Source organism: Pseudomonas sp. SIMBA_068 (assembly GCF_046534705.1).
Taxonomy (GTDB): Bacteria; Pseudomonadota; Gammaproteobacteria; order Pseudomonadales; family Pseudomonadaceae; genus Aquipseudomonas; species Aquipseudomonas putida.
In genome coordinates this window covers 101,016-115,530 of the sequence record NZ_JAWRYI010000005.1, presented here as the reverse complement: position 1 = coordinate 115,530, position 14,515 = coordinate 101,016, and the positions used below count along the sequence as shown (strand labels likewise).

General features: G+C 64.2%; 13 protein-coding genes. 3 read left to right on the top strand and 10 right to left on the bottom strand.

Annotated features, from left to right (window positions below):
• Window positions 1-7 precede the first annotated feature (7 nt).
• The 4 genes from SB756_RS14055 to SB756_RS14040 all read right to left on the bottom strand — a co-directional run bounded on the left by SB756_RS14055 (window position 8) and on the right by SB756_RS14040 (window position 6,166).
• A complete protein-coding gene (locus SB756_RS14055) occupies window positions 8-1,732 on the bottom strand; it encodes a putative 2-aminoethylphosphonate ABC transporter permease subunit (RefSeq protein WP_410910996.1) in 1,725 nt (574 codons plus the stop codon).
• 1 nt (window position 1,733) lies between these two features.
• Window positions 1,734-2,792, bottom strand: a complete 1,059-nt coding sequence (locus SB756_RS14050) for a putative 2-aminoethylphosphonate ABC transporter ATP-binding protein (RefSeq protein WP_410910995.1) — start codon at window positions 2,790-2,792, stop codon at window positions 1,734-1,736.
• A 242-nt stretch (window positions 2,793-3,034) separates the two neighbouring features.
• Window positions 3,035-3,904 carry a LysR family transcriptional regulator gene (locus SB756_RS14045; RefSeq protein ID WP_341797038.1) on the bottom strand — a complete coding sequence of 290 codons (870 nt, stop codon included), beginning with the start codon at window positions 3,902-3,904 and terminating at the stop codon, window positions 3,035-3,037.
• 9 nt (window positions 3,905-3,913) lie between these two features.
• Complete coding sequence (locus SB756_RS14040) at window positions 3,914-6,166, bottom strand: heavy metal translocating P-type ATPase (protein ID WP_410910994.1); 2,253 nt, start codon at window positions 6,164-6,166, stop codon at window positions 3,914-3,916.
• Window positions 6,167-6,249: 83 nt separating this feature from the next.
• On the opposite strand from SB756_RS14040, the gene cadR reads away from it, so the two are divergent.
• Entirely contained in the window at window positions 6,250-6,693 is a 444-nt protein-coding gene (cadR, locus tag SB756_RS14035) for a cadmium resistance transcriptional regulator CadR (RefSeq protein ID WP_410910993.1), read from the top strand.
• A 56-nt stretch (window positions 6,694-6,749) separates the two neighbouring features.
• Here the strand turns inward: cadR and SB756_RS14030 are convergent, their stop codons facing one another.
• From SB756_RS14030 to SB756_RS14020, 3 genes are read right to left on the bottom strand one after another with little or no spacing between them, the layout of a single operon-like run.
• The gene (locus tag SB756_RS14030; RefSeq protein ID WP_132844900.1) at window positions 6,750-7,721 is read right to left on the bottom strand and encodes a thymidylate synthase; all 972 of its coding nucleotides are present in this window, start codon (window positions 7,719-7,721) and stop codon (window positions 6,750-6,752) included.
• Window positions 7,722-7,769: 48 nt separating this feature from the next.
• Entirely contained in the window at window positions 7,770-8,579 is an 810-nt protein-coding gene (gene lgt, locus SB756_RS14025; RefSeq protein WP_410910992.1) for a prolipoprotein diacylglyceryl transferase, read from the bottom strand.
• A gap of 16 nt (window positions 8,580-8,595) precedes the next feature.
• Window positions 8,596-9,378, bottom strand: coding sequence for a sulfite exporter TauE/SafE family protein (locus SB756_RS14020; RefSeq protein WP_016502104.1), 783 nt, complete (start codon window positions 9,376-9,378; stop codon window positions 8,596-8,598).
• Window positions 9,379-9,507: 129 nt separating this feature from the next.
• Here SB756_RS14020 and SB756_RS14015 point away from each other — a divergent pair, with 129 nt between their 5' ends.
• Window positions 9,508-10,254, top strand: a complete 747-nt coding sequence (locus SB756_RS14015) for an NRDE family protein (protein ID WP_341797043.1) — start codon at window positions 9,508-9,510, stop codon at window positions 10,252-10,254.
• Window positions 10,255-10,369: 115 nt separating this feature from the next.
• On the opposite strand, the gene ptsP is transcribed toward SB756_RS14015, so the two are convergent.
• Both ptsP and SB756_RS14005 read right to left on the bottom strand, forming a co-directional pair.
• The gene (ptsP, locus tag SB756_RS14010; protein ID WP_341797044.1) at window positions 10,370-12,649 is read right to left on the bottom strand and encodes a phosphoenolpyruvate--protein phosphotransferase; all 2,280 of its coding nucleotides are present in this window, start codon (window positions 12,647-12,649) and stop codon (window positions 10,370-10,372) included.
• Between the two features lie 22 nt (window positions 12,650-12,671).
• On the bottom strand, window positions 12,672-13,151 hold the full coding sequence (locus SB756_RS14005) for an RNA pyrophosphohydrolase (RefSeq protein WP_003249017.1): 480 nt from the start codon (window positions 13,149-13,151) through the stop codon (window positions 12,672-12,674).
• A 140-nt stretch (window positions 13,152-13,291) separates the two neighbouring features.
• Here SB756_RS14005 and SB756_RS14000 point away from each other — a divergent pair, with 140 nt between their 5' ends.
• The gene (locus SB756_RS14000; protein ID WP_341797045.1) at window positions 13,292-13,948 is read left to right on the top strand and encodes an HAD family hydrolase; all 657 of its coding nucleotides are present in this window, start codon (window positions 13,292-13,294) and stop codon (window positions 13,946-13,948) included.
• Between the two features lie 111 nt (window positions 13,949-14,059).
• Here the strand turns inward: SB756_RS14000 and SB756_RS13995 are convergent, their stop codons facing one another.
• A complete protein-coding gene (locus SB756_RS13995; RefSeq protein WP_410910991.1) occupies window positions 14,060-14,485 on the bottom strand; it encodes a DUF2269 domain-containing protein in 426 nt (141 codons plus the stop codon).
• Window positions 14,486-14,515: the final 30 nt, after the last annotated feature.

Genomic DNA, 14,515 nt, shown 5'->3' with positions numbered 1-14,515 from the left:
TTACAGGTCAGACGGTCGCGGCGCGTTGGCGCCAGGCTTGGGAGCGGCGCAGCAGGCCGCGTGAGGCTGCAGCCAGCAGCAATGAAGCGCTGGCACTGGTCAGCAGGATCAAGGTGGACATGGCAGCAGCACCGCCAACGTTGCCGGCGTCGTCCATGTTCAGCACGGCAACGGCCGCCAGGATGGTGTCGGGGCTGTACAGGAAGATCACCGCCGACACCGTGGTCATGGCCGAAACGAACAGGTAGCGGATGATGTCCAGCAGCGCCGGCAGGCAGATCGGCACGGTCACGCGCAGGAAGTGCTTGTACAGCGGCGCCTTCAGTGACAGCGCGGCGGCCTCGAACTCCCCATCAAGCTGGCGCAGCGCGGTGGTTGCGGTCATCTGCGCAGTGGTCAGGTAATGGGCGATGGTGCACACCACCAACAGCCCCATGCTGCCGTACAGCACATGCAGCGGGTTGCCGTTCAGGTTGAAGAAGAAGACGTAACCCAGGCCCAGCACCAGGCCCGGCACCGCCATGGGGATGAAGCTGAGCAGGCGCAGCACCTGGTTGAGCAGCCGCTGGCCCTGGGTCTTCTCCATCAGGTAGGCACCGGTGAAGATCACCATGCTGCCGATCAGCGCGGTGCCGATGGCCATGCTCACGCTGTTGCGGTAGGCCAGCCAGCCGCCACCGGCGGTGTCTTCGAACATGTAGTGCCGCAGCGACAATGACAGGTTGTACGGCCAGAACGTGACCAGCGACGAATACACCGCCATGCCGGTCACCAGCAACAACGCCGCGCACACCAGCAGCACAATGGCCAGGAAGCAGGCATCGCGACCACGCGATGGCTTGGGCTCGAACACCTGGGCGCGGCCGCTCATGGCCTCGCCCTGGCGCCGGCGCAGCCAGGCGTCGACGCTGAAGCTGAACAGGGCCGGCAACAGCAGCACCATACCGATCAGCGCACCCCGGCCGAACTGTTGCTGGCCGACCACCGCCTTGTAGGCCTCCAACGCCAGCACCTGATAGTCGCCACCGACCACCACCGGCACACCGAAGTCGGTGATGGTCAGGGTGAACACCAGGCAGAACGCCGCGAACACCGCCTGACGCGTGGCCGGCCAGGTGATGCTGGCAAACGCCCGCAATGGGCCGGCGCCCATGCTGGAGGCGGCATCGAACAGGCGGGCATCGGCCAGCGACAGCGCCGACAGCACAATCATCAGCGCATGCGGGAAGGTGTAGATCGCCTCGCCCAGCACGATGCCCCAGAAGCCGTAAATGTTGTCGCTGAGCAACCCGCGCAGCAGCCCCTGGTTACCGAACAGATAGACCAGGGCAATGGCCGGCAGCATCGACGGCGCCAGCAGCGGCAGCAGCGAAATCCCCCGCCACAGGCCCTTGGCCGGGATCAGCGTACGTTGCAGGGCATAGGCAAACAGGTAGGCCAACGGCACCACGATGGCCGCGACGGTGAACGCCACCGACAGGCTGTTGCCCAGCAACCAGTGGAAGTTGTCGCTGGCGAACAGCTCCCGGGCTGCCAGCAAGCCGCCACCCTGGCCCGCGTCCGCGCTGAAGCCACGCCAGAAGATCGCCAGCAGCGGCATCAGCACGGCCAGTACCAACAGGATCAGCAGCAGGCTCTTGCCGCCGACGACGAACAACCGATCGCCCAGGGCAACGCCAGCACGCGGCGCGGCTTTGGCCTGGCTCAGCGGCAGAGACATTGGCGCGGCCATCTCAGGCAAACACCTGCAGGCTCTGCGGCGGCAATGCCACCCAGATGTCCTGCGAACCCAGGCGCGGCATGGCCTCGGGGGCCACCTCGGCCAGCAGGGCATGGCCTGGCAGAGCCTTGAGTTCAAAACTCATGCGGCAGCGGTTACCGAGGAAGGTGATTTCGCGGACCATGGCCGGGAACAGGTTTTCTTCGTGTACCACCGGGTTGACCGTGATCGCCTCCGGGCGGCAGAACAGCCGGCCGCTGCTGGCCTGGGCCGAACCCGGGGCCAGTCGCATGTTCATGCCGCCAACCTGGGCATGGCTGTCGCCGCTGCGCTGGAACGGCAGCCAGTTGCCCTGGCCGACGAACTCGGCAACGAACGGCGTGGCCGGTTGGTCGTAGATTTCCTGCGGGGTGGCGTACTGCTCGACCTGGCCGTTGTTCATCACCGCAATGCGGTCGGCCATCAGCATGGCTTCGTCCTGGTTGTGGGTCACCATCAGGGTGGTGATGCCCAGCTGGCGTTGCAGCTGGCGCAGCTCGGTGCACAGGTGCTCGCGGACCCGGGCGTCCAGCGCCGACATCGGCTCGTCGAGCAGTAGCAGGGATGGCGACGGGGCCAGCGCGCGGGCCAGGGCCACACGTTGCTGCTGGCCACCGGAGAGCTGGCCTGGGTATTTCTTCTCGCTGCCAGAAAGGCCTACCAGTTCGAGCATTTCAGCCACCCGCTGGCGGGCCGGCTCGCGGCCACTGCAGGTCAGGCCGTAGGCGATGTTGGCTTCGACGGTAAGGTTGGGGAACAGCGCGTAGGACTGGAACAGGATGCCGTAGTCACGGGCCTGGGGCGGCAGCTCGGAGATATCGCGCTCGCCGATATACAGCGTGCCGCGGTCCTGGCGCTCCAGGCCGGCGATGCAGCGCAGCAGCGTGGTCTTGCCACAGCCGGACGGGCCGAGCAGGCACACCAGTTCGCCGGCGGCGATGTCCAGCGAGACATCGTTGAGTGCCGTGAAGGCACCGAAGCGCTTGTGGATGTTGCGCACTTTCATCTGTGCGCCGGGGGTGGTGTGGTTCATGGCTGGGCCTCATCGAAGAGATGGGGCCATGCTAGGAAGGCTGTGCGAAGGTTCTGTGGCGTTAAGGCAAAAGCGGGTGATAGTCGTATAGGCAAATTTGGTAATGGCCTGACAGGCCGTCACCCTACTTGTAGGAGCAGCCTTGTGCTGCGAAGAGGCCGGTACAGCACATGCATTTGCAGCGCCTGTCAGGGCCTCTTCGCAGCACAAGGCTGCCCCTACAACGGCTGTGTACGCCTGAATCAGAAGTGCGAGCCGGCCACTTCCTGCGCCACCCCAAGAAAGGCAGCCGGCAATCGGGCCTGGCGCCGTTCCTTCAGGCAATACAGGTATTCATGCATCACCGGCGCATTCTCCAGCGCCAGCACCCGCAGCTCCGGGTTGTGCGGCACCTCGTGCCGGGCAATCACGCTGATGCCGATGTTGCGCAGCACCGCCTCACGGATCGACTCGCGGCTGCCGATTTCCAGCAAGGCCCCGGCCGTCACCCCGGCCTCCTGCATCATCTGCTCGGTCAGCTTGCGCGTGGTCGAGCCCTTCTCCCGCATCAACAGGCAATGCCCGGCCACCACATCGATGGACACCGTCTGGCGGTGGGCCAACGGGTGGTGGCGGTGCACCGCCACCACCAGCGGATCGGTGCCCAGCACCCGCCGCACCAGCCGGGCGTCCTCCAGCAGCTGCGACGAAGCGGCGATATCCACCCGGTAGTCTTCGAGCATTTCCAGCACCTGCTGCGAGTTGCCGATCTCCACCGCTACATCCACCTGCGGCAAGCGCTCGCGGTAGATTTTCACCAGGTCGAGAATGTAGTAAGGCGCCGTGGCGGCGATGCGCAAGCTGCCTTGGGCCTGGCCGCTGTTGCGCAGCTCGAACTCGATGTCGGCCTCCTGTTGCAACAGCGCCTTGACCATCGGCAGCAGTCGCACGCCCTCTTCGCTCAGCACCAGCCGCCGCCCGCCGCGGTAGAAAAGCTCCACCGCGTACTGGCTTTCCAGGTTGCGGATCTGCGTGGTCACCGTGGGCTGGCTGAGCCCGAGCTTCTTCGCCGCCAGGGTGATGCTGCCCAGGCGGGCCACCATGTAAAAGGCTTTAAGCTCCGAACTCAGCATGCACGTCCTCTATTTGCGCAAAAGGCGCAAGCCGTTGAATACCACCAGCAGGCTAACGCCCATGTCGGCGAACACCGCCATCCACAGGGTGGCCATGCCGGCAAAGGTAATCGCCAGGAATATCGCCTTGACGCCCAACGCCAGAACGATGTTCTGCAGGAGGATCGCCGCACTTTGGCGCGACAGCCTGACGAAGGCCGGGATTTTCCGCAAGTCGTCGTCCATCAGCGCCACATCGGCCGTTTCGATGGCGGTGTCGGTACCAGCGGCGGCCATGGCAAAACCGATCTCGGCGCGGGCCAGGGCCGGGGCGTCGTTGATGCCGTCACCCACCATGCCCACACGATGGCCCTGTGCGTACAAGGTTTCGATGGTTTTCAGCTTGTCGCCTGGCAGCAGGTTGCCCTCGGCGCGGTCGATACCCACCACGGCGGCGATGGCCTGCGCGGTATGCGGATTGTCACCGGTCAGCATGACAGTCTTGATGCCCAGCTCATGCAGCTCGGCAATGGCCTGCCGGCTGCTGTCCTTGACCGTATCGGCCACTGCGAAAAGGGCCAGCGGGCCACTGCGGTCAAGCAGCAGGACCACGGTCTTGCCCTGGCGCTCCAGCGCATCCAGCTGGGCTTCCAGCTCGGGTGAGCACAGCCCCAGTTCTTCCACCAGGCGGTGGTTGCCCAGGTGGTAGACCTCGCCAGCGATGGTGCCACGCACCCCGCGCCCGGCCAGGGCAGCGAAGTCATCGACCTCGCTCAAGGCCAGGCGTTGCTCCTTGCCGAACTGGGCAATGGCGCGGGAAACCGGGTGGTCCGAACGTTCGCCCAAGCTGGCAGCCAGGGCTTGCGCACGGCCTTCGAACACCGGCTCTAGTACTTTGGCGTCGGTCTGTACCGGCTTGCCGTGGGTGATGGTGCCGGTCTTGTCCAGGGCCAGGTAATCCAGGTGGCGGCCGCCTTCCAGGTACACACCGCCCTTGATCAGGATGCCTTTGCGCGCAGCAGCGGCCAGCCCGCTGACGATGGTCACCGGGGTCGAGATGACCAGGGCGCACGGGCACGCGACCACCAGCAGCACCAAAGCGCGGTACACCCAGTCGAACCAGCTTGCGGCCATGAACAGCGGCGGGATCACCGCCACGGCCAGGGCGATGGCAAACACCACCGGGGTATAGATACGGGAAAACTGGTCGACGAAGCGCTGAGTAGGCGCCCGCGCGCCTTGCGCTTCCTCCACGGCCTTGATGATCCGCGCCAGGGTCGATTGCCCCGCGCCAGCGGTAACGCGAAACTCCAGCGCACCCGCCTGGTTGATGGTGCCGGCGAACAGTTTGTCGCCTACGGCCTTCTCCACAGGCAAGCTTTCGCCGGTGATCGGCGCCTGATCGACGCTGGATTGCCCACTGGTCACTTCGCCATCCAGGCCAATGCGCTCGCCGGGGCGCACCCGCACCAGCGCGCCGGTGGCCACTTCGCGCACTTCCACTTCGCGCCATTGGCCATCTGCCTGCTGCACCGTGGCCATTTCCGGGGTCAGCTGCATCAGCCCGCTGATGGCATTGCGTGCGCGGTCCAGCGAGCGGGCTTCGATCAGCTCGGCAACGGTAAACAGCACCATCACCATGGCCGCTTCCGGCCACTGGCCGATCAGCACAGCACCGGTCACGGCGATGCTCATCAGCGCGTTGATGTTGAGGTTGCGGTTTTTCAGGGCAATCCAGCCCTTCTTGTAGGTGCCCAGGCCGCAACCAAGAATGGCTGCCAGCGCCAATGCCGCCACCAGCCATTCCGGCGCCAGCGCGGCAAAGTGCACGATTTCGGCGGCGATGGCGGCAACACCCGACAATGCCAGCGGCCACCAGCGGGTCTTGGCCGGTTGGGGCGCGGCGGCGGTACTGTCGCCTTCGGCACCCAGCGGCTCGGCCTTCATCCCCAGGCTGTCGATGGCACGCTCGATGTCGCCAGTGCCGTCCAGCGTGTGGCGTACGCCAAGTACGCGGTTGATCAGGTTGAATTCCAGCTGCTCGATACCGGCCAGCTTGCCCAGCTTGTCCTGGATCAGGGTCTGCTCGGTCGGGCAGTCCATGGCGTCGATGCGGAAGCGGCTGAGCTGTGCCTGGGCACTGGCCGTTTCAGTCAGCTGCACCAGCGCCGGCGCGGCTTTGGCCCCGCAGCAGCTGTGGCCGTGGGCGGCGTGCCCATGGTCGTCATCGCCATGGGCGTGATCGTGCGGATGCTTGTGTTCGTGGCTGACAGGCTGGTTCATGGGGTCGTCCTTAAAGTGAGCCTGTTGCCAAGTGAACACCCTGTAGCCACTATAGGGTCAAGCCACTTGCTGGAGATTTCGTGATGAAGATCGGAGAACTGGCCAAAGCCACCGACTGCGCGGTGGAAACCATCCGCTACTACGAGCGTGAAAACCTGCTGCCCGAGCCTGCCCGTACAGAAGGCAACTACCGGCTGTATACCCAGGCCCACGTGGAACGGCTGACCTTCATCCGCAACTGCCGCACCCTGGACATGACCCTGGAAGAAATCCGCAGCCTGCTACGCCTGCGCGACAGCCCCGCCGACTCGTGCGGCAGCGTCAATGCGCTGATCGACGAACATATCGAGCATGTGCAGGCGCGGATCGATGGCTTGGTGGCGTTGCAAGAGCAGCTGGTGGAGCTGCGGCGGCGCTGCAATGTGCAGGGGAATGAATGCGCGATCTTGCAGCAACTGGAGACGAACGGGGCGGTATCGGTGCCGGACACCGAGCATTCGCATGTAGGGCGCAGTCACGGGCATTGAGCCAAAAGCTTCGCGGGTGAACCCGCGAAGAGGCCAGTTCAAACAATGGAGATCTATCAGACCGCCATCGGCGCTGTCATCGGCGCATGGTGCTCATAGCCTTCCAGCCAGAAATCACTCGGCTCGATCTTCTCCAGCCACTCCGGCTCATACTTGCCCGTCTCGGCAAACGCCGGCACGCGGTCGCTGATCACCAGCTTCGGCGCTTCCAGCGGCTCGCGCTTGAGCTGCTCGTTCAGCATGTCCAGGTGGTTTTCGTACACATGGGCATCGCCGATGAAGTAGGTGAACCAGCGCGGGGTGTAACCGGTCAGACGGCCGAACAGCGACAGCAGCGCCGCGCCTTCGGTGAGGTTGAACGGTGTGCCCAGGCCCAGGTCGTTTGAGCGGATGTAAAGGGTCAGGGAAATTTCCTTGGTCTCTACATTCGGGTGGAACTGGTACAGCAGGTGACACGGCGGCAGGGCCATTTCGTCCAGCTGCGCGCAGTTCCAGCCGTGGAACAGGATGCGGCGGCTGCCCGGGTCGTTGGCGATGGTGTCCAGGCACTGGCGCACCTGGTCGATGGCCTTGTACAGAATGACGAAGGCGACGCCGTCCTCTTCGTCCTGGGCGATTCGGCGAAAGCCTGCCTTCTCGGCCATTTCGATAGCGGCCGGGTTGCTAAGCGGGATGCGCTTGTAGCCTGGCCACTGACGCCATTGCACGCCGTAGATCTCGCCCAGGTCGTCATGGCCCTGGCGGAACGGGTTGGCCAGCCACTGGGCGTTCTCGTTGGCGTTCTGGTCCCAGACCTTGCAGCCCAGCTCACGGAATTCACCGGCGTTTTTCACGCCCCGCAGGAAGCCGACCATCTCGCCGATCGCCGACTTGAACGCCAGCTTGCGCGTGGTGATGGCCGGGAAGCCCTTCTGCAGGTCGAAGCGCAGCATGGCGCCCGGCATGCTGATGGTACGGATGCCGGTGCGATTGCCTTGCAACGTACCGTTCTCGATGACTTCACGGACCAGATCTAGATACTGTTTCATGACTTTCCTGTAACAAGAACGGCAGGGGGACCGCCCCTGCCGTGAAAATCATACGGCTGGATTTGCCGTAGGTTTGCGGTTGTAGGCCAACCAGATCAAGAAGATGCCGCCGACGATCATCGGCAAGCAAAGCAACTGACCCATGGTCAACCAGCCGAAGGCAATGTAGCCAAGCTGGGCATCAGGCACCCGCACAAACTCCACGATAAAGCGGAAAATGCCGTAGAACAGCGCAAACATGCCGGAAACGGCCATGGTCGGGCGCGGTTTGCGCGAGTACAACCAGAGAATCACGAATAATGCCACACCTTCCAGGGCAAACTGGTACAGCTGCGACGGATGACGGGGCAACTGGGCAGGGTCGCTGAACGGCGGGAACACCATCGCCCACGGCACGTCGGTCGCCTTGCCCCACAGCTCGGCGTTGATAAAGTTGCCGATACGCCCGGCACCCAGGCCGATCGGCACCAGCGGGGCAACGAAGTCCATCAGCTCGAAGAACGACTTGTTGTTGCGCTTGCCGAACCACAAGGCCGCCAGCATCACGCCGATGAAGCCGCCGTGGAACGACATGCCGCCCTTCCACACCTCGAAGATCAGCGTCGGGTTGGCCAGGTAGGCATGCAGGTCGTAGAACAGCACGTAACCCAGGCGGCCACCGACGATCACCCCCATCGACAGCCAGAACACCAGGTCGGACAGCTTCTCGCGGCTCCAGGTGGGGTCGAAGCGGTGCAGCCGGCGCGAAGCCAGCAGCCAGGCGCCGCCGATGCCGATCAGGTACATCAGCCCGTACCAATGGATTTTCAGCGGCCCGATGGCCAGGGCCACGGGGTCTATCTGCGGGTAAGGCAGCATGGAACTTCCTCTCGATTCAAATCAAAAAGCTGAGGCCGACACAGAACAGCAGCGCTGCGAACAGGCGTTTCAACAAACGGGGCGACAGCTTGTGCGCCAGACGCGCGCCAAAGCGGGCGAAAAACATGCTGGTCACGGCAATGCCGACCATCGCCGGCAGGTAGACGTAACCCAGGCTGTGGGCCGGCAGGTGCTCCTCGTGCCAACCCAGCAGCATGAAGCTCAGGGCACTGGCCACGGCAATCGGCAGGCCACAGGCCGAGGACGTGGCCACCGCCTGCTGCATGGGCAGGCTGCGCCAGGTCAGGAACGGCACAGTCAGCGAACCACCGCCGATGCCGAAAATGGCCGACGCCCAGCCAATCACCCCACCGGCTCCGATCAAGGCGGGTTTGCCGGGGATGCCGCGGCTTGCCTTGGGTTTGAGGTCCAGGGCCATCTGCGCGGCGATGACCAGGGCGAACACGCCGATGATCTTCTGCAGCAGCGGGCCCTGGATCAGCGAGGCGGTCTTGGCACCGACACCGGCCCCCAGCAGGATGCCGAGGGTCATCCAGGCGAAGATCGGCCATTGCACCGCGCCCTTGCGGTGGTGCTCAAGCACGGCGTTGATCGAAGTGAACACGATGGTTGCCAGCGATGTGCCGACCGCCAGGTGGGTCAGCACCGAGGCGTCGAAGCCCTGCAAGGTGAAGCTGAACACCAGCACCGGCACGATGATGATGCCACCGCCCACGCCGAACAGCCCCGCCAGCACACCGGCACAGGCGCCCAACAGCAGATAGAGCACGAATTCCATTCGGCTTCCCCAGGAAAACAATCCGGCATGGTAACGGAAGCCGGGCTCGGGGCTCTAGTGAACTCTGTGTCAGGATGGATCCGCCACGCCGCTGTGGGTACAGTGGCAGAAAACACAGAGGCCAAACCGATGTGCCTGATCGTATTTGCCTGGCGGCCGGGGCATGCCCTGCCGCTGATCGTCGCGGCCAACCGCGACGAGTTCTATGCCCGCCCCACTCAACCCCTGGCGGCCTGGGACGATGCGCCTGGGGTGCATGCCGGGCGCGACCTGGAGGCCGGTGGCACATGGCTGGGCGTGGGGCCGCAGGGGCGGTTTGCGGCGCTGACCAATATCCGCGACCCGGACCAGGCACTGGGGCCGCGCTCGCGGGGTGAACTGGTGGCAGCGTACCTGCAGGGTAAGCTTGGGGTCGAGGCTTACCTGGACCAGGTGGCCAGCCGCAGCGGGCAGTATTCGGGGTTTAACCTGCTGGTGGGTGATGCGCGGCAGCTGGGTTATCTGCATGCCCGTGACGCTACGCCCTGCCTGCTGGACGCCGGGGTGTACGGGTTATCCAACGCCGGGCTGGATACGCCGTGGCCGAAGCTGGTGAAGGCACGTAGCGGGCTGGAGGGCCTGCTGGAAACGCCAGAACCGCGCCGGTTGCTGGATTTGCTGGCCGATAACGAGCCGGCAGCTGATGGTGACCTGCCCGAGACAGGCGTGGGGGTGGCGACCGAGAAACTGCTGTCGAGCGTATTCATCGCCAGCCAGAACTACGGGACCCGGGCGAGTACGGTGCTGATCGTGGATGATCAGGGACGAAGGCGGCTGATCGAGCGCAGTTTCGGGCCCTTTGGCGGGCATTTGGGGGAGGTTGAGTTAAAGGTTTGAGGGCCATGGGGCTGCTGCGCAGCCCATCGCGGCACAAGGCCGCTCCTACAGGGCTACGCGATCTCCTGTAGGAGCGGCCTTGCGCCGCGCAAGGGCCGCAAGCGGCTCCGAAAAATCAGAGGGTTTTGTTGGCCCCTGGGCCGATCATCCGCGCCAACCCGAGGTTTTTAAGGGCCAGCTGCAACGAGCTGTGGATAACTTGCGGGTTGTCATGGCTCAGGGCCTCGGCCAGCAGTTCCTTGGCCTTGCTCATGTTCACCTGGCGCAGCATCCACTTCACCTTCGGCAGGTTGGTGGCGTTCATCGACAAGCTGTCGAAGCCCATGGCCATCAGCAGGATCGCCGCCGCCGGGTCACCGGCCATCTCACCGCAGATGCTCACTGGCTTGCCTTCACCATGGGCATCGCGCACCACCGCGCTCAAGGCTTGCAGCACCGCCGGGTGCAGGTAGTCGTACAGGTCGGCAACCCGCGGGTTGTTGCGGTCCACCGCCAGCAGGTACTGGGTCAGGTCGTTGGAGCCGACCGACAGGAAGTCCACCTGCCGCGCCAGCTCCTTGGTCTGGTACACCGCGGCAGGGATTTCCACCATCACGCCCACTGGAGGCATCGGCACGTCGGTGCCTTCGTCACGCACCTCGCCCCAGGCGCGGTGGATCAGGTGCAGCGCTTCTTCCAGCTCGTGGATGCCGGAAATCATCGGCAGCAGGATACGCAGGTTGTTCAGGCCCTCGCTGGCCTTGAGCATGGCGCGGGTCTGCACCAGGAAGATTTCCGGGTGGTCGAGGGTGACGCGGATGCCGCGCCAGCCCAGGAAGGGGTTCTCTTCCTTGATCGGGAAGTACGAAAGCGCCTTGTCACCGCCGATGTCGAGGGTACGCATGGTTACCGGCAGCGGGTGGAAGGCCGCCAACTGCTCACGGTAGATGGCCAACTGCTCTTTCTCGCTGGGGAAGCGCTGGTTGATCATGAACGGCACTTCGGTGCGGTACAGGCCTACCCCTTCAGCGCCGCGCTGCTGGGCACGGGCCACGTCGGCCAGCAAGCCGGTGTTGACCCACAGCGGCATGCGGTGGCCATCGGGGGTGACGCATGGCAGTTCGCGCAGGGCATCCAGGCCCTGGGCCAGCTGGCGCTCTTCCTCGACCACTTCGCTGTACTGCTTGCGCAGCACTTCGCTGGGGTTGGTGAACACCTCGCCCTTGTACCCGTCGACAATCAGCTCGATACCGTCGACCTTGGAGTACGGCAGGTCGACCAGGCCCATCACCGTGGGGATGCCCATGGCGCGAGCGAGGATGGCGACGTGGGAGTTGCCCGAACCCAGTACCGAGACCAGGCCCACCAGCTTGCCTTCCGGCACCTCGCCGAGCATGGCCGGTGTCAGCTCTTCACTGACCAGAATGGTGTTGTCGGCATACACCAACGACTGCGAGCGGGCTTCCTGCAGGTAGGCCAGCAGGCGCCGGCCAAGGTCCTTGACGTCGGAGGCGCGCTCGCGCAGGTAGTCATCGTCCATCAGCTCGAAGCGGCTGACGTGCTCGCCAACCACCTGGCGCAGGGCGCCCTGCGCCCACTGGCCGGTCTTGATGACTTCGGTCACCTCGCCGCCCAGGGCTGCATCTTCGAGCATCATCAGGTACACATCGAACAACGCGCGCTCTTCAGGGCGCAGCTGGGTGGCCAGCTTGGCCGACAGCTTGCGCATGTCGTCGCGCACGCCTTCAAGGGCGTTCTGGAACAGCTTGAGTTCGGCGTCGATGTCATCGACGGCCTTGTCCGGCACCACTTCCAGGTCGGCCGGCGGCAGCATCACCACCGCACGCCCCACGGCAGCGCCAGGCGAGCCAGGGACACCGACGAAGCGGGCTTCCTGGATACCCTTGCCCTGGCGGCCAAGGCCACGGATCGAGCCAGTGGCTTCGGCGTGGGCAATTACCCCGGCAAGCTGGGCGCTCATGGTGACCAGGAAGGCTTCTTCGCCCTCGTCGAACTGGCGGCGCTCCTTTTGCTGAATGACCAACACCCCGACCACGCGGCGGTGGTGAATGATCGGTGCACCCAGGAAGGAGGCGAATTTTTCTTCACCGGTTTCGGCAAAGTATCGATAACGCGGGTGGTCGGCGGCGTTTTCCAGGTTCAGCGGCTCTTCCCGGGTACCGACCAGGCCAACCAGGCCTTCGTTGGGGGCCATGCTGACCTTGCCGATGGAGCGCTTGTTCAGGCCTTCGGAAGCCATCAGCACGAAGCGGTTGGTTTCCGGGTCGAGCAGGTAGACCGAGCAGACCTGGCTGCCCATGGCCTCCTTGACGCGCAAGACAATGATCCCCAACGCCGACTTGAGATCTTTGGCGGAGTTTACTTCCTGGACGATCTTGCGCAGCGTATTGAGCATGGCTCGGGGTCGAACTCCGTCGTCAGTCGCGCGTCAGCAGACGCGGTGCTAGCTCTTTCAGGGCGCGTCGGTACACCTCGCGCTTGAATGTCACAACCTGGCCCAGCGGATACCAATAGCTCACCCAGCGCCAGCCGTCGAATTCCGGCTTGCCGGTCAGGTCCATCCGCACCCGCTGTTCATTGCTGACCAGCCGTAGCAGGAACCACTTCTGCTTCTGGCCGATGCACAGCGGCTGGCTGTGGGTACGTACCAGTCGCTGGGGTAAACGATAACGCAACCAACCGCGGGTGCAGGCAAGAATTTCCACATCATCGCGTTCAAGGCCAACTTCTTCGTTCAGCTCGCGGTACAGGGCATCTTCCGGCGTCTCGTCAGGGTTGATACCCCCCTGGGGAAACTGCCAGGCATCCTGGTTGATCCGGCGAGCCCATAGCACCTGCCCGGCATCATTCGTGAGAATGATCCCGACATTGGGGCGAAAACCATCCGGGTCGATCACGGCAGCAACCTCGCAAACGCATGTCACCGCATTGTTCCACAAAGCTTGCGAGCGCAGCAACGCGCCCGCCAAGCTTATGTGCAGCCGGGTGAAAACTCCGTATTCTGCGGGCCTACCTGTAGCTGATGCGAGTGACCGCAATGCGCCTGGCTTTATTCGACCTGGACAATACCCTCCTCGGTGGCGACAGCGACCATGCCTGGGGTGATTACCTTTGCGAGCGCGGCATTCTCGACCCGGTCGCCTACAAGCAACGCAACGATGGCTTCTACCAGGACTACCTCAACGGCACCCTGGACCTGCAGGCCTACCTGGCTTTTTCCATGGAGATCCTGGCGGCAACGCCTGTGGCCCAGCTCGACGAATGGCACCGCGACTTCATGCGCGACTGCATCGAGCCGATCATCCTGCCCAAGGCCCTGGCCTTGCTGCAGCAGCACCGCGAGGCGGGCGACCAGTTGGTGATCATCACCGCCACCAACCGATTCGTGACCGCCCCGATTGCCCGGCGCCTCGGGGTTCGGGTACTGCTGGCAACCGAATGCGAGATGCACGACGGCCGCTATACAGGCCGCAGTACCGATATACCGTGTTTCCGTGAAGGCAAGGTGACACGGCTGGAACGCTGGATGCTGGAAAACGGCTTCGACCTGGAAGACAGCTACTTCTATAGCGACTCGATGAACGACCTGCCGCTGCTGCAACGGGTGGCGCATGCGGTGGCGGTGGACCCGGACCCGAACCTGCGGGCCGAGGCCGAGAAGCGCGGGTGGCCGGTGGTTTCACTCAGGGATTGAGGGTTTCCTGCGCCGGCCTCTTCGCGGGCACGCCCGCTCCCACAGGAATCACCACAGGCCTTAAGGGCTGCGCTGTACCTGTGGGAGCGAGCGTGCCCGCGAAGAGGACTGTCAGACTGGCTTGGCGCCCATCAGCCCGGCAATGGACAGGAAGCAGACCCCGCTGAACACCGCCAGCGCCAGGGTAAACCGCAGCCCCACCTCTTCGGCCTTGCGCAGCCGGTTCAGCCGTACCAGCAGCCACCACACGGCAAAGGCGCCGAAGGTATAGATGACGCTGGACGCCAGCACCCAGGTCTGCCCCAGTGGCCAGCCCACCAGGTGCACCAGCCACCAGCCGGTGAACGGCATGCTTACCAGGCACAGGCCCATCACCAGCCAGATGAACACCAGCGGCCGGCGCAACAGCTTGGCGTATGCTTCGGCATCGCCTTGGCGGCGAGCGCGCACCGTCCACGCCGCCAGGCCCAGGGCGCCCAGAAACAGCAGTGCGGTGGCAATGATGTGCAGGGTCTTGAGGGTGGTCAGGTGTTCCATGTCTTCACATCCTTGAGCGATAAGCCAAGC

Coding starts and splice junctions, on each gene's coding strand:
- SB756_RS14020 (WP_016502104.1), bottom strand. CDS start 9,378: ATGGAATTCGTGCTCTATCTGCTGTTGGGCGCCTGTGCCGGTGTGCTG.
- SB756_RS14000 (WP_341797045.1), top strand. CDS start 13,292: ATGCGCCTGGCTTTATTCGACCTGGACAATACCCTCCTCGGTGGCGAC.
- SB756_RS14040 (WP_410910994.1), bottom strand. CDS start 6,166: ATGAACCAGCCTGTCAGCCACGAACACAAGCATCCGCACGATCACGCC.
- SB756_RS14045 (WP_341797038.1), bottom strand. CDS start 3,904: ATGCTGAGTTCGGAGCTTAAAGCCTTTTACATGGTGGCCCGCCTGGGC.
- SB756_RS14030 (WP_132844900.1), bottom strand. CDS start 7,721: ATGAAACAGTATCTAGATCTGGTCCGTGAAGTCATCGAGAACGGTACG.
- ptsP (WP_341797044.1), bottom strand. CDS start 12,649: ATGCTCAATACGCTGCGCAAGATCGTCCAGGAAGTAAACTCCGCCAAA.
- lgt (WP_410910992.1), bottom strand. CDS start 8,579: ATGCTGCCTTACCCGCAGATAGACCCCGTGGCCCTGGCCATCGGGCCG.
- SB756_RS14050 (WP_410910995.1), bottom strand. CDS start 2,792: ATGAACCACACCACCCCCGGCGCACAGATGAAAGTGCGCAACATCCAC.
- SB756_RS13995 (WP_410910991.1), bottom strand. CDS start 14,485: ATGGAACACCTGACCACCCTCAAGACCCTGCACATCATTGCCACCGCA.
- cadR (WP_410910993.1), top strand. CDS start 6,250: ATGAAGATCGGAGAACTGGCCAAAGCCACCGACTGCGCGGTGGAAACC.
- SB756_RS14055 (WP_410910996.1), bottom strand. CDS start 1,732: ATGGCCGCGCCAATGTCTCTGCCGCTGAGCCAGGCCAAAGCCGCGCCG.
- SB756_RS14015 (WP_341797043.1), top strand. CDS start 9,508: ATGTGCCTGATCGTATTTGCCTGGCGGCCGGGGCATGCCCTGCCGCTG.